Source organism: Kribbella sp. NPDC050820, assembly GCF_040653975.1.
Lineage (GTDB): Bacteria > Actinomycetota > Actinomycetes > Propionibacteriales > Kribbellaceae > Kribbella.
The window spans coordinates 1-18,365 of the sequence record NZ_JBFAHB010000053.1 but is presented as its reverse complement, the minus strand read 5'-3'; the positions used below and the strand labels follow the sequence as shown (position 1 = coordinate 18,365).

Annotated in this window: 15 protein-coding genes; all 15 read right to left on the bottom strand. The window is 67.8% G+C overall.

Annotated elements, in window-relative coordinates:
• Positions 1-18: 18 nt before the first annotated feature.
• Complete coding sequence (locus AB0H36_RS33605) at positions 19-1,635, bottom strand: hypothetical protein (protein ID WP_360532953.1); 1,617 nt, start codon at positions 1,633-1,635, stop codon at positions 19-21.
• The gene (locus AB0H36_RS33600; protein WP_360532950.1) at positions 1,632-2,552 is read right to left on the bottom strand and encodes a carbohydrate ABC transporter permease; all 921 of its coding nucleotides are present in this window, start codon (positions 2,550-2,552) and stop codon (positions 1,632-1,634) included. Before AB0H36_RS33600 ends, AB0H36_RS33605 begins: the two co-directional genes overlap by 4 nt.
• Complete coding sequence (locus tag AB0H36_RS33595; protein WP_360532947.1) at positions 2,549-3,592, bottom strand: ABC transporter permease subunit; 1,044 nt, start codon at positions 3,590-3,592, stop codon at positions 2,549-2,551. Before AB0H36_RS33595 ends, AB0H36_RS33600 begins: the two co-directional genes overlap by 4 nt.
• A 118-nt stretch (positions 3,593-3,710) precedes the next feature.
• Positions 3,711-4,646, bottom strand: coding sequence for an MBL fold metallo-hydrolase (locus tag AB0H36_RS33590; RefSeq protein ID WP_360532944.1), 936 nt, complete (start codon positions 4,644-4,646; stop codon positions 3,711-3,713).
• A 3-nt stretch (positions 4,647-4,649) separates the two neighbouring features.
• Positions 4,650-5,423, bottom strand: coding sequence for an enoyl-CoA hydratase/isomerase family protein (locus tag AB0H36_RS33585; protein ID WP_360532941.1), 774 nt, complete (start codon positions 5,421-5,423; stop codon positions 4,650-4,652).
• Entirely contained in the window at positions 5,416-6,510 is a 1,095-nt protein-coding gene (locus tag AB0H36_RS33580) for a hypothetical protein (RefSeq protein ID WP_360532938.1), read from the bottom strand. Before AB0H36_RS33580 ends, AB0H36_RS33585 begins: the two co-directional genes overlap by 8 nt.
• Positions 6,507-7,694 (bottom strand): CoA transferase, encoded by a 1,188-nt coding sequence (locus tag AB0H36_RS33575; protein WP_360532935.1) that lies wholly within the window; start codon positions 7,692-7,694, stop codon positions 6,507-6,509. The genes AB0H36_RS33580 and AB0H36_RS33575 overlap by 4 nt, the downstream gene beginning before the upstream one ends.
• Positions 7,691-8,437, bottom strand: a complete 747-nt coding sequence (locus AB0H36_RS33570) for an SDR family oxidoreductase (RefSeq protein WP_360532932.1) — start codon at positions 8,435-8,437, stop codon at positions 7,691-7,693. The genes AB0H36_RS33575 and AB0H36_RS33570 overlap by 4 nt, the downstream gene beginning before the upstream one ends.
• Positions 8,438-8,452: 15 nt before the next feature.
• Positions 8,453-10,270 (bottom strand): right-handed parallel beta-helix repeat-containing protein, encoded by a 1,818-nt coding sequence (locus tag AB0H36_RS33565; RefSeq protein WP_360532929.1) that lies wholly within the window; start codon positions 10,268-10,270, stop codon positions 8,453-8,455.
• A 5-nt stretch (positions 10,271-10,275) separates the two neighbouring features.
• On the bottom strand, positions 10,276-12,129 hold the full coding sequence (locus AB0H36_RS33560; RefSeq protein WP_360532926.1) for a right-handed parallel beta-helix repeat-containing protein: 1,854 nt from the start codon (positions 12,127-12,129) through the stop codon (positions 10,276-10,278).
• Between the two features lie 5 nt (positions 12,130-12,134).
• Complete coding sequence (locus AB0H36_RS33555; protein ID WP_360532923.1) at positions 12,135-14,009, bottom strand: right-handed parallel beta-helix repeat-containing protein; 1,875 nt, start codon at positions 14,007-14,009, stop codon at positions 12,135-12,137.
• 24 nt (positions 14,010-14,033) lie between these two features.
• Complete coding sequence (locus AB0H36_RS33550) at positions 14,034-14,828, bottom strand: hypothetical protein (protein WP_360532920.1); 795 nt, start codon at positions 14,826-14,828, stop codon at positions 14,034-14,036.
• A gap of 8 nt (positions 14,829-14,836) precedes the next feature.
• Positions 14,837-16,759: a hypothetical protein gene (locus tag AB0H36_RS33545; protein ID WP_360532917.1), complete on the bottom strand. Its 1,923-nt coding sequence runs from the start codon at positions 16,757-16,759 to the stop codon at positions 14,837-14,839.
• Positions 16,756-17,625: a carbohydrate ABC transporter permease gene (locus AB0H36_RS33540; protein ID WP_360532914.1), complete on the bottom strand. Its 870-nt coding sequence runs from the start codon at positions 17,623-17,625 to the stop codon at positions 16,756-16,758. The genes AB0H36_RS33545 and AB0H36_RS33540 overlap by 4 nt, the downstream gene beginning before the upstream one ends.
• An 11-nt stretch (positions 17,626-17,636) precedes the next feature.
• On the bottom strand, positions 17,637-18,365 hold a 729-nt coding region (locus tag AB0H36_RS33535; protein ID WP_360532911.1), incomplete at its 5' end, for a sugar ABC transporter permease.

Genomic DNA, 18,365 nt, shown 5'->3' with positions numbered 1-18,365 from the left:
CGGGTCCGCGACTGGTTGTTACTTGCGGCCTTGGATTGACATGGCTTGTTCGTATTCGGCGCGGATGGCGTCGCCGCCGGATTTTCGCCATTCGGTGACGGCTTCGTCCCAGGCGGAGAGTTTGGCCCGGCCCAGCTGGATGTCCTTGGTCAGGGCGTCGAAGCGGGTCGTGAAGACCTTGCCCTTGGTGGACTCGGTCGGTGAGTAGAGCCCGTAGACCGGCGGCAGGACAGCCGTGGGCAGGACCGCCTTGAGGTGGCCGTACGCGACGTCGACCGCCTCGGGACGCCCCGGGAAGTAGACCGGGTAGCCGCCGTCGGCCAGGTACTGGATCGGGAACTCGCCCAGGCAGACCTCGCTCTGACCGGCCTCGGTCAGCACCGGGTCGGTGCCCTTCAGCGTGTAGTGGCGATCGGGCAGCCCGAACTTGCGGAACAGGTACTCCTCGGTCCCGAACGGCGCGGCCATCCAGTTCAGCACCCGCAGCAGCATCTTGGTCCGCTCCGGCGAGCTGGGTTTGATCGCGGCGATCGAGTTGTTCGGCTTGCCGAGCAGCACCCGGCCGACCTTCCCGGACTGATCACGCACGACCGGGATCCCGATGGCGAAGCTCTTCACCACGCTGCGCCGGTAGAAGCTCTGGAGCGACGAGTACGTGTCCTGCGTCAGCACCGCCGACCCCTGGCTGAACCAGACCTTCTGGTTCGGCTTGGCCACACCGTCGGGATGGATCAGGCCGTCGACCACCATCTGCCGGGTGATCGTCAGCATCTCCTTGTGTTCCGGGAGCTCCCAGCTGTGCACCAGCCGGCCGTCGCGAACCTCCCAGTCCCTCGGCAACCCGAGCATCGCGCACAGCGCCCACTTAGGCGGTACGGCGAAAGCCCACCGCTTCTTCTTCTCGTCAGTCACCGCCTTGCCGACCTTGATCAACTCGTCGAGGTTCGGCGACTCGAGCTCGACACCCAGCTGGTCGAGGATGTCCTGCCGCGCCAACAGCAGGTCGGTCGACATCACTCCGCGCTGGATCGGGACAGCCCGGATTCCCCCGGAGTACACGCACCCGCGCCACGACTCGGTGGACAGGTTGGCCAGGAACGGGTACTCCAGGATCGCGTCGCCGGACAGGTACTCGGTCAGGTCCTGCGCCCGCGCCTCCAGGAACTGCGGCAGGTAGGAGAACCCACCCTCGACGTTGAACAGGTCGCCGAGGGTGTCACCGGCCACGGAGGTCGCGAACTTGTCGTCGTAGTCGGCGGCCGCCGTGATCGTCAGCGCCAGCGGGGAGCCGAGCCGGTTGTTCAGCTCCTGCCAGTACGCGTTCCGGTCGGCGGTCGGTGGGATCGGGTTCGACGTCGGCGCACTGCCGGACATGTCGCTGCCGTCCCCCGGTACGCCGTCGGTCACCCGACCGGGCTGCTCCGGGAACCGGTAGAAGCAGTCCGGCATCAACGGATGCGACCGCGGCAGGTCCGGCTTCGGCCCGTCGAACCGCCGGTACGTCGGCAGCTGCACCGGCTTGTTCAACGCCGCGATGTCGGTCGACCTGGTCACCGTGGCGCAGCCGCTCAACCCGCCGGCGACCGCCGTGGCGGCCAGTGAACCGCCGAGGAACCTTCTTCTGCTGAGCGTCATCCCTTCACCGCCCCGGTCAGCATTCCCTTGGCGAAGTGCCGCTGCAGGAATGGGTAGACGATCAGGATCGGCACCAGCGAGATCACCAGGATCGCCATCTGGATGGACTCCTGCGGTGGCAACTGGTCGGCCGCCGCGCCACCGAGGTCACCACTGCTGAGCTCGGTGTTGTTGATGACGTACGTCCGCAGCACCAGCTGCAGCGGCCACTTCGCCGTGTCGCTGATGTAGAGCATCGCGCTGAAGAACGCGTTCCAGTAACCGACCGCGTAGAACAGGCCGATCACCGCGAGCACCGCCCGGGACAGCGGCAGCACGATCGACCAGAAGATCCGGAAGTCGCCGGCGCCGTCGACGCGCGCCGAGTCGACCACCGAGTCCGGGATGCTCATGAAGAACGCCCGCAGGATGATCACGTTGAAGCCGCTGATCGCGGTCGGCAGGATCAGCGCGAACAGCGAGTCGAGCAGGCCGAACTGCTTGACCACCAGGTAGTTCGGGATCAGCCCGGGGCTGAACAGCAGGCTGAACAGCACGATCATCAGGATCGGCCGCTGCCCGACCGAACCGGGCCGGCTGAGCGCGTACGCCAGCATGGTGGACCCGGCCAGGCTGATGAACGTGCCGCCGATCGTGATCAGGAAGCTGACCGACAGCGCCTGCAGTACGACGCCGCCGTTGAAGATCGTGCGGTACGAGTCGAGGTTGATGCCGTCCGGCCAGAGCACGAAGCCACCGGAGTTGGTGACGTGGGCCTGGCTCGCGATGCTGGTCGAGATCACGCCGATGAACGGAACGATCACGACCAGGCAGCAGAGCACCAGCACGATGCCCTTGATCACCCGGACCGGAATCCCAGGTGCGTCGATGAGCTCCGGTTTGCGAGTGGAGCGCAAGAGATTCGTTGATGTGCTCATGCTTTCCTGTACACCCCCGCCTCGCCGAAGACGTGTGCGATCTTGTTGGCGCCGATCACCAGGGCGACGCCGACCAGACCCTTGACCAGGCCCACTGCGGCCGAGACTCCCCATTGGCCGGCCAGGACGCCGTTGTTGTAGACGTAGGTGTCCAGCACCTCACTGGCCGGTCTGCCGACCCAGCTCTGCTGCAGGATGATCTGCTCGAACCCGACGGTCAGCGAGTCGCCGAGCCGCAGGATCAGCAGCAGGATGATCAGCCCGCGGATCCCCGGCAGCGTGACGTGCACCAACTGCCGCAGGCGGGAGGCTCCGTCGACCCGGGCGGCCTCGTAGAGCCCGGTGTCGATCTGGGTCAGCGCGGCCAGGAACAGGATCGTTCCCCAGCCGGTGTCCTTCCAGATCACCTGGCTGGTGAGCAGCGCGATGAAGCTGTCCGGGTTGCCGAGGAAGTCGATCGTGTCGATGCCGCGGGACCGCAGCATGTTGTTGATCATGCCGCTGCCGCCGAGGATCTGCTGGAAGATCGCGATCACGATCACCCAGGACAGGAAGTGCGGCAGGTAGAGCACCGACTGGACGACGCGCTTGATCCGCTCCGACAGCAGGCTGTTCAGCAGCAGCGCCAGCGCGATCGGCGCCGGGAACACGAAGACCACCTGGACCAGCGTGATCAGCAGCGTGTTCTTCAGCGCGTTCAGGAACTCCGCGTCCCCGTTGAAGATGACCGCGAAGTTGTCCAGGCCGACCCAGGCGCTGCGTCCCATCGGGACGAACGGCAGGTACTCCTGGAACGCGATCAGGTTGCCGAGCAACGGCAGGTAGTGGAAGGCGAGCATCAGGCCCAGACCGGGCACCGCCATCAGCAGCAGCACCTTGTCCCGGCGGACGCGTCCCCACCAGGTCAGCTGCCCGCCGCGCCTCGGTGGGGCGGATCCCCCGAGGGCGGCGCCCGGGGGTCCGGAGCCGGTCACACCGGCTCGGTCGATGGTTGTGGACTGGTCGATCTGCGGGCTGAGGACTCCGTCTGTTCGAGCCACGCGACACTCCCTGCGTCGTTGCCGGACGCCGCCCTCCACCGTTGGAGAGCGCTTACCATTACAACGTTGATATCGCGTCTCGGCGTGTCGCGCTAGGTCATGCGGTGGGTCTTTTCGGTTAACTGAGGTGCCACCGAGGCTCGGCGAGGCGCTCACGGGCCAGGAGTTCGAGGTGGGCCCGGGCCATCTGGACGGTCTGCAGGCAGAGCCCTCCGAAGTCACCCAACTGGGTACCGATCTCACCCGCAAGCTCACGGACCGTGAGCGATCCACGCGTTCGGAGGAGCTGCCGGGTGAAGCTGTCGACGTCGCTCACCCACTCGACACTCTCGGTGATCCGAGCGCGTCCGGCGGCCGCGTCGAGCGGGTCGCCGTGCGAGGGCACGAGAGCGTCGAAATCCAACTCGAGCAGGCGGTTGAGGCCGTCGACGTACTGGCCGACGTTGGTGTAGAGCGGCGCCAGCCAGGTCTCGCTGTCCAGGAACGGCCGGCCCCGGCCCTGCACGTCGTCGAAGGTGAACAGCGTCCGGCTGGGCTCGTCGAGTACGGCGATATGTCCGGGGCTGTGCCCGCTGGTCGTGACTACCTGTAAACGCCGATCGGCCGGAAGATGGTCGCCGTCACGCAGCAGGATGTCCACCCGGACCCGGTCGTCGAGCATGCCGAGAATCTCGGTCCGCTCGCCCTCCGACAGGTCGAGCGCGGCGGTATCGGTTCCCCACAACTCGGTCAGCAGTTTCTCGTTGTCCTCCAGCCAGCCGGCCTCCAGCGCAGGCGCGGCGAACCGCGCGCCACTGTGCTTCTTCAGTACGGCGTTCCCGCCCATGTGGTCCGGATGCGCGTGACTGTTGACCACGAGCGTGAGGTCACCCAGCCCGAGTCCGAGCGCCGCCAACTCCGGAGCAGTTGCGGCCTCGGGGGTGGAAGCGATCCCAGCGTCCAGCAGCACCAACTCCGAGCCGGCGTCGATCACGTGCAACCACAACGGCAGTCCGCAGACGTGCGGGTAGTCGGTCGCCAACTGGTGGATCCCTGGGGCGATCTGGGTCGGCATCGCTCACCGTCCTTCGAAGGTTCCGGTACGACGTTCCGCGAAGGCCGCCCGGCCTTCGGCAGCGTCGCGGGTCCCGAGAGCCACCGCCTGCAGCTCCCGCTCGTACTGGATGGCTGGTTCGAGGCCCATCGAGAGGGCTGCCCGGAGGTTGGCCTTGGCCGCTTGGGCCGCGACCGGCGGCCGCTGGGCGATCCGGTGCGCCAACTCGGTGGCCGCGGGCAACAACTCGTCGGCGGGGAGCACCCGGCTGATCAGTCCGATCCGCAACGCCTCCGCGGCGTCGATGGGGTCGCCGGTCAGCAGCATCATCGCCACGTCGCTCGCCGCCACACTCGCGGCGAGCAGCGCGGTCACTCCCCCACCGCCGATCCACCCCAGCTTGATCTCCGCGGCGGCAAAGCTCGCGTGCGCAGCCGCGAGCCGGATGTCGCACGACAACGCGAGCTCGAGCCCACCGCCGTACGCGTAGCCGTTGATCGCGGCGATCATCGGCGTCCGCAGGCTGCGGAGGGCGTCGCAGTAGTCGCGGCGGTTGCGGAAATGCCACGGACCGTCGTACCGGTCGAGCTCGCCGATGTCGCTGCCGACCGAGAAGGCCCGGTCGCCGGCGCCGGTCACCACGACCGCGCGGATGGACGGGTCGTCGTCGATGCGTGGGATGAGTTCGAGCAACTCGGTGCTCATCGCGCGGGTCGCCGCGTTCAGCTTGGCCGGGCGGTCGAGGGTCAGCAGCCCGACCCCGCCGTCGGTGTCGAAGCGGATCCGGCCGTCATCCATGGCTCGCCCTCCGATAGTCGTCCTCGATCCGGTCGACCGCCGTCGCGGCATCGGCGGCGTTCCCCAGCAATTCCCGCACCCGCGAGGACAGCTCGTCCTGAAAGGCGATCCAGCCGTCGAACCGCGGCCGCACGTACGACGTCCTGAGCGTGCCGAGCGTGGCCGAGTAGTGCCCGTTCCACGCCTTGTCCACCACGTCCGACGCCCACACCGCCGCAGTCGCCGACTGCCCACCCACCGTCGACGCGGTGTCCAGCTGTACGCCGACATCCAGCAAGCCACGCACGTACTTCGTCACGGCCAGCACGCGCGTGTAGGCGCGAGGTGTCACCGCCAGACCAGTACCGCCCAGCGTGCCGTTGCCCAATTGGTCCGCCGACCGCAACCGCGGAGCCGCCGACCAGGCCACCGGCACGCGGTCTGCCGAGTCAGCACCGTAGTACGCGTAGCTGTAAACCAGCGGGCAGCAGACCAGCTCATTGCTAGTGGCAAGCAGCTCATGGATGCCGATCGGGTCGAGCCCGGCAGCACTCTGGTCCGACCGTCGCCACACAGCCCGCAGCAACTCCATCGCCTCGACCGCACGAGTTCGATCGAGCAGACCGGCGCCAGTCCGATCACCGGCGAGACCGAGCAGCATCAACCCGGCGTGTGGACCGGCGATGCACAGCACGACGCCAGACAGGTCCAGCACGTCGGACCAGGAAGCAGGAGGCACCTCGAGCAGGTCCGGACGGTAGAGGCAGGTCTGCGTAGCGGCATCCAACGGCAGGGCCCAGCCGTGCCCGTGCAGCCGATAGCTGTCCCACGTCGGCTCCACTGCGCGGTCCCGCCAGACCTTGAGATCACGCGCGGCGAACACGTCCTCCACGGGCAGGATCGCCCCGGCCTCGATCGCAGCGCCGAGACCGGGGTGATCCACGACCAGCAAGTCGTGGCGCTCGGCCAACTCCGACAGCGGGGTCGACTCAAAGCCGGACAGCGGCTGCCGGTCCCACACCACCTCGACGCCGGGTGTCTCGAACGCCTCCAGCGGTCGATATCCCCGTGGATGGTCCCACGTCAGTCCGCGCAGCTGGACTGTCACCGCGACACCACCACGCCACGCCGTACCAGCTCTTCGCGGCGTTCGGCGGAGACACCGAGCTCGGCGAGCAGCTCGTCGCTGTGTTCACCGGTCAGCGGCGCGGGTCGCCGTACCGCTGCTGGTGTCTCGCTGAAGCGGTACGGGAAGCCAGGGGTCGTGACCGTGCCCTCGGTCGGGTGCTCGTAGGTCACGAACGACTCGTTGTGCAGCACCTGCGGATCGGTCTGGAGGTCGGCGTAGGAATAGACCGGGCCGCACCAGATGCCGCGTTCGCGCAGCTTCGTCAGCCAGTGATCGGTGGATTCGGTGCGCAGCGCGGCAGAGACCACCGCCGAGATCTCATCCCGGCGGACGAACCCGTCGCGCTCCGCGTCCAGCTCGCCCAGCGACGGCACGTCCAGTACGTCGGCCAGCACCGACAACTCGGCAAAGGCCAGCGAGATGTAGCCGTCTGCCGTGCTGAAGATGCCGTACGGCGCGCGGATGTAGCTGTGGGCGTGCACCTCCTGCGACCGCGTCTGCGGGACGCCGCCGACCGTGTGGACGGACAGTTCCTGCATCTGCATCGCGATCACCGCGTCCAGCATGTTCACCTGGACGAGCTGGCCTTCGCCCGTCCGTTCACGATGCAGCAGCGCCGCGAGCACACCTTCGAACGAGCTGTAGGCCGTGACCGCGTCAGCCAGAAAGTACGGCGCGGCCACCGGCGGCTCACCTGGTCGGCCGGCGCTGAACAACGCACCGCTCATCGCCTGCACGAGCAGGTCCTGCCCGGGCCACAACGCGTACGGACCGGTCTCGCCGTACCCGGACACTGAGACATAGACCAGGTCGGGCTTCAGCGCGCGCAGCGTCTCGTAGTCGACGCCGAGCCGGGCCGCGACGCCCGGCCGGTAGTTCTGTAGGAAGACGTCGGACGTGCGCACGAGGTCGTACAGCAGCTCACGGCCCTCGTCGGACTTGAGGTCGACGGCCAGGCTGCGCTTGTTCCGATTGAGGGACAGGAACGACGCGTTCACCTCGTTGCCGACGGCACCGCCGGCAGCCGTGTGCCGCTGCCACTCTCCGGTGACCGGCTCGACCTTGACCACGTCGGCGCCGAGGTCACCCAGCCGCATCGCGGCCAGCGGACCGGCCATCGCCACCGAGAGGTCGAGCACGCGGTAGCCGGACAGGATGCTCATTGGGCGGTCCACCCGGCGTCGACCGGCAGTACGGCGCCAGTGATGAACGACGCGTCGTCGCTGGCGAGGAACGCGATTGCGGCAGCCACCTCGGCCGGCTGCCCGATCCGGCCGAGGGCGTGGTGCCGGTCGACCATCGCCTGCATCGCGCCCGGGTCGTCCTCGCCGCCGACCTTGCCGTTGCGGATCAGCGGGGTGTCGATGAGGCCCGGTGCGACACAGTTCGCCCGGACACCGTCGCGGCCGTGGTCGAGGGCCATCGCGCGGGTCAGGTTCTCCACGCCGGCCTTCGCCGCACAGTACGCCGACCGGTTGCGCTCGCCGACCGTGCCGATCGCCGAGGAGATCGTCACGACCGCGCCGTTGCCCTGAGCAATGAAGCGGGGAAGCACCGCGCGGCAGGAGTTGTAGACGCCGGTCAGGTCGACGTCGAGGATGGTCCGCCACTCGTCCGGGCTGGTGTTCGGCACGGTGTCGCACACGTCGACGCCGGCCGCGCTGACCAGCACGTGGACGGCGTCCAGCGCTGCGACCACTTCCAGCGTGCGTTCCAGATCGGTGACGTCCAGCTCGACGCCGGTGCCGCCGAGCGACTTGCCCAGCTCGGCGGCCGCCGTACCGTCGCGGTCGGCGACCACGACCGTGCCGCCCTCGGCGGCGATCCGGTGGGCCGTGGCCGCGCCGATCCCGGAGGCTCCTCCGGTGATCAGCGCGACCTTGCCCGCAAAACGTTGCGTGTCCATATCTACTTCGGGACCTCAGGGCTTCTCGTAGGGGAAGGAGGGCAGCACGCCGATCCGGTCGTACTGCATCCGGGAGTCGTCGAAGCCGTCCGCCCAGCTGACGTTCTCGAAGGTGTCGCACGGACCCGCGGACGGCCCGTGGTACGGGTCGCTCTCGGTGTTCGTCACCTTCACGTCGGAGAACGCGAACCCACAGCCGCCGAAGTCCATGTGCACGCCGTACGGCTTGCTGTCCGGCATCGACGGGTCGGCGTTGGCGTCGTCGATGATCAGCTGCGACACCGCCGCGTCCGGGGTGTACGGCGGCTGGTTGCGGACGCCGTACGCGTAGAACGGACCGGTGTCGCCGCTGTCCTTGGCCAGGTGCGACAGCCGCACGTGGTGGACGGTGTTGCCGCTGGTGTAGTTGTCCTCGTTCGGGATCTCGGGTCGCGACTCGATGCTGATGCCGTACCGGGCGCCGTGCTCGACGACGGTGTGGCTGATCTCGTTGCGGCCGCTGTTCATGATCTCGACGCCGGCCGAGTCGCCCGGGACGAGCTCGCCGATGTGGTGGATGTAATTGTTCGTGAACGTGTTGTCGTGGGCGAGGTCGCCTTCACCAGGCCAACCGCCTTCGACCTTGATGCCGTCGTTGCCGAGGTGCTCGAGCAGACTGTCGGACACGGTCGTCTGCTCGTTGGCGAACAGCAACTCGATCGCGGTGAACCCGGTCCGCTGCAGGTGCAGGCGGGTCAGCTTGACGCCGCGGGTGTTGGTCAGCGTGATCGCGCCCCACCGGTTGCGGGGCAACTCGATCTGCGTGTCGTACTTCGGGTACTTGTGGGCGAACCCGGACCCGCCGGTGCCGTTCCAGCCGTACCGGTACCACTCCATGAAGTCGGTGTGCTGGATCGCCAGGCCGTCGAGCGTCAGGTTCTCGACCCGCCGGCTCGGCGACGCGCCGGCGATCGAGAACACCTGGGTCACCGTCGGCCGCAGCACCTTCACGCCGTCCATCGTGCCGCCGCGCGGCTTGTAGTACAGCGTCTTCGCCGGGTAGTCCAGGTAGTACTCCCCCGCCTGGTCGAGCAGGCTGAGCGAGTTCTGCACGAAGTACCGCGAGCCGCCGCCGGAGTTGATGAACCCGTACCGCGCCGGGTAGATCAGCGTGGTCCGGCGCTTGGTGTGGTTGATGTCGAGCAACGGCACAGTGTCGGTGAACCAGGACCACGATCCACCCGACCACACCGTCACCTGCGCCGGCCACGACGTACCGAGCCGAAGGTCCCACGAGGGATCCCACTCACCGGTGTTGAACCCGAGCTGGTCGCGCACCGCCTCCTTGGTCGGGTCGAACAGGATCGACCGCAGGTACGGCGCCCACTCGTCGTCCGACCGCCGGTTCGGATACCGCGCGGTGGTCGCCCGCGTCCCTTCGGCGTACAACGTGTAGAACGGCTGGTCCACGTCCACCGGCGCCTTGAAGATCCCGTCCTGGTACGGCGTCCAGCCGGTCACCTCCGTGGCGCCTTCGAAGACGGCCTTCCCCGGCCCGTCCACACTCCGGTAGGTCACCCCGGAGTCCCGGTCGTCGAAGGTGATCGTCTTGCTGACCCGGTAGGTCCCCGCCTTCAGGTTGACCACCGGGTTGCACGCGGACTTCGTGGACCGAAGGATGTCGCGAGCATGCTCGACCGTCTTCCAGGGCTTCCGTTCCGACCCTTGACCGGCGTCGTTCCCGGTCGGTGAAACCCAGTACGCATCACACTTGTCGGCCGGCGTTGCTTCCACCACGGAACCAGCGCCTACCACTCCGAGAGCACCGACGACGACTGCTGCAAGCAATCGCATCGACCTCACCGCCCTTCCACGTCGTACGGGAAGCTGGGCAGGACGCCGATCTTGTCGTACTCCATCTTCGAGGCGTCGAAACCGGCCGCCCAGTTGGCGTTGGTCACCTGGTTGCACTGGTACGACTGGTACTTGTCGTCGGTCACCTGGCCCACCTCGATGTTCGCGAACGAGAACCCACACCCGCCCGCGTCCATGTGTACGCCGCGGGTGCCGCTGTCCGGCATCGAGGCGTCCGGGATCACGTCGGTGATGACCACCTGCTCGACCGTGTTCTGGACCGGATGCGGCTCCTGGTTGTCGATGCCGTACGTGTAGAACGCGCCCATGTCACCGCTGTCCAGGCCGGTCTCCTCCAGGCGGATGTACTTGAACGAGTTGCCGGTGGCGTACTGCTCACCGTCCTTGACCTCCGGCCGCGACTCCAGGCTGATCCCGTAGCGCGCGCTGTGTTTGACGACGACGTGCGAGACCTCGTTGTCGCCGGTGCCCAGCAACTCGATCCCGGCCGCGTCGCCCGGCACCAGCTCGCCGACGTGGTCGATGTAGAGGTTGGTGAACGTGTTGTGGTGCGCCACGTTGCCCTCGCCCGGGTACGGGCCCTCGACCTTGATGCCGTCGGCGCCGAGGTTCTCGAGCAGGCTGTCGGCCACGCGGACGTGGTCGTTGGCCGACAACAGGTAGACGCCGTGGTAGCCGGTGTCGCGCAGATGCAGGCCGGTCAGGTCGACGTTCCGGGTGTTCGTCAGCGTCACCGCACCGAACCGGTTCCGGGTCATCTCGACCTGCCGGTCGTACTCCTTGTACTTGTGCTTCTGACCCGAGTCACCCGCGCTGATCCATCCCGAGCGGTACCACTGCATGAAGTCCGAGGACGAAATCCCGAGTCCGTCGAAGGCGATGTCCTGCAGCCGTCGCGTCGGCGTCGCACCGGCCAGCGACAACACCTGCGTCTGCGTCGGACGCAGTACCCGCTTGCCGTCCATCGTGCCGCCGCGCGGCTTGTAGTACAGCTCCTTGGTCGCCCAGTCGAGGTAGTACTCGTCCTCGGCGTCGAGCAGGTCGAGCGAGTTCTGGACGAAGTACCGCGAACCGGCCCGGGAGTTGATCATCGCGTACCGGGTCCAGTAGTCCAGGATGACCTTGTTGTCCTTCCAGTCCGCGTTCTTGATCGGGACCGTGTCGGTGAACCAGCTCCAGGAACCGCCGGACCAGATCATCAGCTGGGCCGGCCAGTCGGTGTAGCTGTTCAGGTTCCAGGTCTCGTTCCAGTCCCCGTCGGTGTAGCCGACCTGGTCCCGGACGGCCTCCTTCTCCGGCTCGATCAGCACGGACTCCAGGTACGGCGCCCACTCCTCGTCGGACCGCCGGTTCGGGTACCGCGCCGTGGTGGCGCGCTCGCCGTCGACGTACAGCGTGTAGAACGGCTGGTCGATGTCCACCTTCGCCTTGAAGATGCCGTCCTTGTACGGCGCCCAGCCGGTGACCTCCTGCGCCGCCTCGAGCACGGCCTTGCCCGGACCGTCGGCGCTCCGGTAGACGACCTTGTGCCCGTTCGACCCGGAGTCGCGGTCGTCGAAGGTGATCGTCTTGTCGACCTGGTAGGCGCCTGCCGTCACGTTGACCACGAGGTCACACGACAGGTGCCGGTTCAGGTTCCGCGCCCGGATGGTGTCCCGGGCGTGCTCGATCGTCCGCCAGGGCTTCGACTTCGTGCCCGGCGCCGAGTCCTCGCCGTCGAGCGAGACCCAGAACGACTGGCATCCCGCGGTCTGCTCGGCCGGCCGGGCGCTGAACGCCGTACCGGCTCCGACCACTCCGAGGGCCAGGCCGATGACCAATCCACCAAGTACGCGCATCGAGGTCACCGCCCCGCCACGTCGTAGGGGAAGGTCGGGAGCACGCCGATCTTGTCGTACTCCATCTTCGAGGCGTCGAAACCCGTCGCCCAGTTGGCGTTCGTCACCTGGTTGCACTGGTACGACTGGTACTTGTCGTCGGAGACCTTGCCGACCTCGATGTTCGCGAAGCTGAACCCACACCCGCCGGCGTCCATGTGCACGCCGCGAGTACCACCGGCGTCCGGCATCGACGGGTCGGGGATCACGTCACCGACGACCATCTGCTCGACGGTGTTCTGGACGGGGTGCGGCTCCTGGTTCTCGACGCCGTAGGTGTAGAACGCGCCCATGTCGCCGGAGTCCAGGCCGGTCTGCTCGAGCCGGATGTACTTGAACGAGTTGCCGGACGTGTACTGGTCGCCGTCCTTCACCTCGGGCCGCGACTCCAGGCTGATGCCGTACCGCGCGCTGTGCTTCACCACGATGTTCGAGATGGTGTTGTTGCCGGTGTCCATCAGCTCGATCCCGGCCGCGTCACCCGGCACCAGCTCACCGATGTGGTCGATGAACACGTTCGAGATGGTGTGGTGGTTGCTCAGGTCACCTTCACCCGGCCAGCCGCCCTCCACCTTGATGCCGTCGGCGCCGATGTTCTCCAGCAGGCTGTCGGTGATCCGGGTGTGGTCGTTGGCGAACAGCAGGTAGATCCCGGTGAAGCCGGTGTCGGACAACCGCAGCCGGGTCAGGTCGATGTTGCTGGTGTTGGTCAGCCTGATCGCGCCGAACCGGTTCCGCGGCATCTCGATCTGACGGTCGTACTCCGGGTACCTGTGCTCGATGCCGGCGTCACCGCTGGACACCCACCCGTTGCGGTACCAGGTGACGAAGTCGGAGTACTGCACCCCGAGCCCGTCGAAGGTGACGTCGTGCAGCCGGTCCTGCGGCGACGCGCCGGCCAGGTCCAGGACCGTCTTCACGGTCGGCCGCAGCACCCGCACGTTGTCCATCGAGCCGGACCGCGGCTTGTAGTAGACCTCGCCGGCCTTGTAGTCGAGGTAGTACTCCCCCGGCTGGTCCAGGAAGCTGAGCGAGTTGTGGAAGAAGTACCGGGAGCCGCCGCGGCTGTTGACCATCGCGTAGCGGGTCCAGTGCTTCAGCGTCGTCTGGGTCTTCTTGAAGTTGGTGTCCAGCAACGGGATCGTGTCGGTGAACCACGACCAGGAGCCGCCGGACCAGATGGTCACCGACGCCTGGCTCAGGTCCCAGGTGGGATCCCAGTCACCGGGCGTGCCCCACATCCAGTTCCGGACGTCCATCTTGTCCTCTTCGTAGAGGATCGACGTCAGGTACGGCGACCAGGTGTCCTCGGTGCCGCGGTTCGGGTACCGGGCGTTGGTGGCGCGCTTGCCGTCCTCGAACAGCGTGTAGAACGGCTTCGACGGGTCCACCTTGGCCTTGTAGATCCCGTTCTGGTACGGCGTCCAGCCGGTGATCTCCTCGGCTCCGGACAGGGTCGCCTTCCCGGGTCCGTCCACGCTGCGGTAGACGACGCGGTGCCCGTTCTTGCCGGAGTCGCGCTGGTCGAAGCCGATCGTGGACGTGACCGGGTACTCACCGGCCTTCAGGTTGACCGTGATGTCGCAGCCCATCCGGTCGTTGAGCTGCTTGCTGCGGATCTCGTCGCGGGCCCGGGTGATCGTCTTCCACGGGCTCTTCTCGGTGCCCTTGGCCTGGTCGTTGCCGTCGGGCGCGACGTAGAAGTTCTCGCACTTGGCTGCGCCGGCGGGTTGGCTGTTCAGCGGGATGGACGCTACTGCCACTGCAATTGTTGTCATGGCAGCGGCGACCACCCCGGCGCCGACGCTGAGCGTCGTACGCCTGGTTCTGGGTTGGGACATGGTTGGGCGGTGTCCTCTCAGGGATCAGTCGCCGGCGCTGTGACCGTTCTGGTCGCGCCAGCGCTCGTACTCGAGGCGGGTCTTCTCGGTGAGGGGGTAGTAGTCGCGCAGGGGTGCGCCTTCGTCGATCCGGCGCCGGCTGAACTTCTCCCACGCGTCGTGCTCGGCAGCGGCCTGCACCACGGCCTCGGCGCGCTGCCGCGGTACGACGACAGCGCCGTCGTCGTCCGCGACGACCAGGTCGCCGGGCAGCGTCAGCACGCCGCCGACCGCGACCGGGACGTTGTAGGCCCAGGGGAACAGCTCGGACTGGGACGCGTAGTGCGGGGTGGCTCCGGTGGACCAGATCGGGACGTCGAGCTCGGACACCCGCGGCACGTCGCGGATCCGGCCGTCCACCACGATGCCGGCGCCACCGCGGAGCTTGAAGTAACGGACCAGCATGTCGCCGAAGCAGCCGGTGGTGTGGCTGCCGTAGGCCTGGACCACGAGCACGTCGCCGGGCTGGACTTCGTCGAGAACGGCCCACAGCGCCGTACTGCGCTCGATGTACTCCTGCGTCTGGCCGTCCGCGATGTCCTCCCGCTGCGGCATGAACTGCAGCGTCAGCGCGCGGCCGACCACCTTCCTGCCGGGGAACATGCTGGTCGGCCCGTCGACGAAGGTCCGGCGGATGCCCTGTCCGTGCAGCCGGGCGCAGGCGGTGGCCGACCCGATCGCGGACAACCGGGACACCAGGCCGGGGTCCGGCGCCGGCGGGTTCTCGCCGCGCACCGGGAGGTCCCAGACCGGGGCCACGGGGGCTTGTTCGATGCTCATATGTCTCCTCAGTCAAGCGCCACGTGCGCGGCGCGATAGGCGTTACGGGTGAGCCGCAGGTCGAGCCGGATGGTCCGGCCCGGCGGCATCGCGATCTCGAGCCTGTTGCCGCCGACAACGACCGTCTCGGTGCCGGGGGTGGGCGGCGGCGAGGTGTACGCCGGGGACGGGCCGGGGTACGCACCGGTCCCAGGCATCACCGTGGTCACGACGGCCTCGTCGATGCGGTCGGTGCCGAAGCTGCCGGCCTGGACGATCACGCGCCGGGTCTGGGTCGCGGACAGGTTGACCAACTGCAGCCCGGTGCGGTCCGGCTCGACCGTGTCGACCAGCGCGGCGACGTCCGCCGGGAGACCGGGGCGGCCGCGCTCGGGGTCGAGGTACAGCACGCGCAACGGCAGCAGGCCACCGTTGTAGAGGAGTTGCGGCGTACCGGTGGTCAGCTGGAGCAGGGCCTCGGTCGCGACCGGGTTGTGCCGTTGCCAGTGGTGGATGTTCATGTCGGCCGGGTCGACGGTGTCGACGGCCATCAGGTCCATCCGGCGCTGCACCTGGGACAGCGCGACCCCGAGCATCGCCTCGGGATAGCCGGGGTTGTCACCGGCCAGGTAGGCGAGCCAGGGCGCCTCGTGCCCGGCGTCCTCCTTGTTCCGGAAGTCGCGCACGGTCCGCCAGTCGTAGCCGCTGCGCTCGCGCAGGTCTTGCAGCCGCTGCCGGTCGGAGGACTCGAAGGCGGCCTGCCACAACCACATCGGCAGCCCGAGCTGCGGCGGCTGGTAGTCGAACCAGCCGTCGTCGCCGTACCGGTTCGGGATCAGCAGTGTCGGCTCCGCGCAGTCCTCACCGAGCTCTGCCTGCCAACGGTCCCGGATGCTCAGCTCGGTCTCGTCCACGGCGGCTGTGATGCCACGCTCGTACAGGTGATCCAGGAGCTGCCGCGCGAAGTCGAGCCGGTGCGAATCACCAGTCAGCAGTACGCCGTTCAGCGCCGCGATGCACGCCGCGGAGCCGACGCTGTAGACGCCGTGTGGCCAGTTCCAGCCGTAGTTGCCGCCGTACCAGCGTCCGTCGTGCAGCTCACCGACCTCACCGCTCGGTCCGACGTTGTCCGGGAGCAGGCCGCCGTTGGCCCCGGCGCGCTCCTGCCAGGCGTCGAGATACTCGAGCGTCCAGGCGGCGAAGCGGTCGTTGTGGTCGTAGAGCCAGGCGTTGGCGGTCAGCGTGGTCGCGGCGAGGTTGACCGCCACGTCGCCGGCGCCGAGGCGGCGGATCATCTCCGCGCCCATCAGGTCGGCCTTGGCCGGGTCCTTCAGGTCGTCCCAGGTCTCGATCCCCTGCACGCCGGGCAGCGGCAGCCCGAAGATGCGCATGTTGGTGAGGTCGGCGCCGTACGTCCGCCACTCGTCGTTGATCCCCCAGCGCGGGCCACCGCCGCCGTTGTGCGGCGCGCGGATCGTGCGGGTCGCCGCGTCGTAGTTGCCGGCCGGCGAACCGGGCAGGTAGAGCTCGGCGAACCGGTACGCGCGTTCGCGGAACACCTCGTCGCCGGGGTCGGCGGCGCACAGCGAGTAGAAGAAGATCATCGACTCGCCGATGTGGAACCAGTCGTAGCCGCGCTCGAACTCGTCGACCAGGAACCCGAGGTCGGTGAGCTGGCGGGTGACACCTTCCCAGTGCCACTTGGCGACGTCGATCAGGTCGTCCGCGCCGCCGAGCTGGTAGAGCACCGGCCAGTTCACGAACGCCTCGTAGAAGTCGTCGGCGCCGTCGCGGCTCGGCACCGGGCCGGCGTACCGGAGGCTGCCGTCGGGCAGGCAGTAGCGTTCGCGGAACAGCCACCAGCCCTCGTCCATCACGTCGAACAGGCGGCGCTGCATGATCGCCCACGCGGGCGGGCTGCCGATCGGGGTCTGCGCAACGATGGTCTTCATCCCTTGGTCGCTCCTGCCGTCAGGCCGCTGATGACGTGCCGCTGCAGCAGCACGAAGACCACCAGCAGTGGCGCCACGGCGAGCAGCAGCGTCGGGAAGACGACCGTGTAGTCGGTCGAGTACTGGCTGACCGCCGCGTAGACGCCGGTGGTCACCGTGTAGAGACCGCTGCCCGGGCCGAGGATGATCTGCGGGTTCACGAAGTCGTTCCACACCGAGAAGGTGTTCAGGATGACCATCGTCACCACGGCCGGCTTCATCAGCGGGAACACGATCGACCAGAAGATCCGGTGCTTGCCGGCGCCGTCGACCGCGGCCGCCTCGTCCAGGCTGGCCGGAATCGTCATGATGTAGCCGGCGTACAGGAAGATCGAGAACGGCAGCGTCAGCGTGGTCTCGAACAGCACGAACCCCGGGATCGTGCCCATCAGCCCGAGGAACTTCAGCGTGTAGACGACCGGGATCACCAGCACCTGGCTGGGGATGAAGGTGCCGGCGACGAACAGCAGCAGGAGCACCCGGTACCGGCGTTCGGTGCGACGGGCGATCACGTACGACACCGGGCCGGCGAGCGCGACGGACAGCACGTTGACCAGGACCACGAACAGCGCGGTGACGCCGTACCCCTTGAGGATGTTGAAGTCCGGGTTGGTCCAGGCCTTCTGCAGGTACTCGGTGGTCAGCAGGTCCGGCGAGAGCGAGAACGGGTGCGTGAGGATGTCCTGCTGCGACTTGAACGCGCTCACCACGAGCAGGTACATCGGCACCAGCATCAGCACGCTGGTGACGACCAGGAACGCGATCCGCCCGGCGCCCTTCGCCTTGATCGGCTTCGGCTGGACCACCCTGGTCCTGATCCGAGGCATGCGAATAGCACTCACGCCTTCACCCCCTGATCCACCCGCGAGCGAAGGCGGGCGACGGTCAGGGCGAGGGCCGCGGTGACGATCATCAGTACGACGGACTGGGCCGAACCGAACCCGAGCGCGTTGTTGTGGAACGAGTCCCACAGGATCAGGTAGGCCGCCGTCTGCGTGGACCCGGCCGGACCGCCACCGGTCAGCGACACGACCAGGTCGTACGTCTTCAGCAACGTCACCAGCGACAGCACCAGATTGACCGTCACGACCGGCGCGAGCGAAGGCAGCGTGACGTTGAGGAACGTCTGCCGCGTCGACGCACCGTCGATCCGCGCGGACTCCAGCAGGTCACGCGACACCGTCTGCAGCCCGGCGAGGTAGAGCACCACGTTGACGCCGAACCCGGCCCAGACCAGTACGCCGATCAGGCTCGCCAGCGCCCAGTTCGGGTTCGACAGGAACGGCAGCACCTCCGCGCCCTTGGACGTCAGCCAGCCGTTGACTACACCCGACGTGCCGAGCACGGCGCTCCAGAGAAAGCCGACCACGAGGGCGCTCAGCACGTGCGGGTAGAACAGCACGACCCGGAAGAACGCGTTCAACCGGGACGCGCCGTTCACCAGCAGCGCGAAACCGAGACCCAGCACGCTGAGCAGCACGGTCCCGACGGCGGCGATCAGCAGGGTCACCCACCCGGCGCGGATCGCCTCCTCGCTGCGCGCGAGGTCGACGTAGTTCTGCAGGCC

What these genes read in the sequence shown, in the direction of transcription:
- AB0H36_RS33605 (WP_360532953.1), bottom strand. Translation starts at nt 1,635, where the DNA reads ATGACGCTCAGCAGAAGAAGGTTCCTCGGCGGTTCACTGGCCGCCACG.
- AB0H36_RS33600 (WP_360532950.1), bottom strand. Translation starts at nt 2,552, where the DNA reads ATGAGCACATCAACGAATCTCTTGCGCTCCACTCGCAAACCGGAGCTC.
- AB0H36_RS33590 (WP_360532944.1), bottom strand. Translation starts at nt 4,646, where the DNA reads ATGCCGACCCAGATCGCCCCAGGGATCCACCAGTTGGCGACCGACTAC.
- AB0H36_RS33585 (WP_360532941.1), bottom strand. Translation starts at nt 5,423, where the DNA reads ATGGATGACGGCCGGATCCGCTTCGACACCGACGGCGGGGTCGGGCTG.
- AB0H36_RS33575 (WP_360532935.1), bottom strand. Translation starts at nt 7,694, where the DNA reads ATGAGCATCCTGTCCGGCTACCGCGTGCTCGACCTCTCGGTGGCGATG.
- AB0H36_RS33570 (WP_360532932.1), bottom strand. Translation starts at nt 8,437, where the DNA reads ATGGACACGCAACGTTTTGCGGGCAAGGTCGCGCTGATCACCGGAGGA.
- AB0H36_RS33565 (WP_360532929.1), bottom strand. Translation starts at nt 10,270, where the DNA reads ATGCGATTGCTTGCAGCAGTCGTCGTCGGTGCTCTCGGAGTGGTAGGC.
- AB0H36_RS33560 (WP_360532926.1), bottom strand. Translation starts at nt 12,129, where the DNA reads ATGCGCGTACTTGGTGGATTGGTCATCGGCCTGGCCCTCGGAGTGGTC.
- AB0H36_RS33555 (WP_360532923.1), bottom strand. Translation starts at nt 14,009, where the DNA reads ATGTCCCAACCCAGAACCAGGCGTACGACGCTCAGCGTCGGCGCCGGG.
- AB0H36_RS33550 (WP_360532920.1), bottom strand. Translation starts at nt 14,828, where the DNA reads ATGAGCATCGAACAAGCCCCCGTGGCCCCGGTCTGGGACCTCCCGGTG.
- AB0H36_RS33545 (WP_360532917.1), bottom strand. Translation starts at nt 16,759, where the DNA reads ATGAAGACCATCGTTGCGCAGACCCCGATCGGCAGCCCGCCCGCGTGG.
- AB0H36_RS33540 (WP_360532914.1), bottom strand. Translation starts at nt 17,625, where the DNA reads ATGCCTCGGATCAGGACCAGGGTGGTCCAGCCGAAGCCGATCAAGGCG.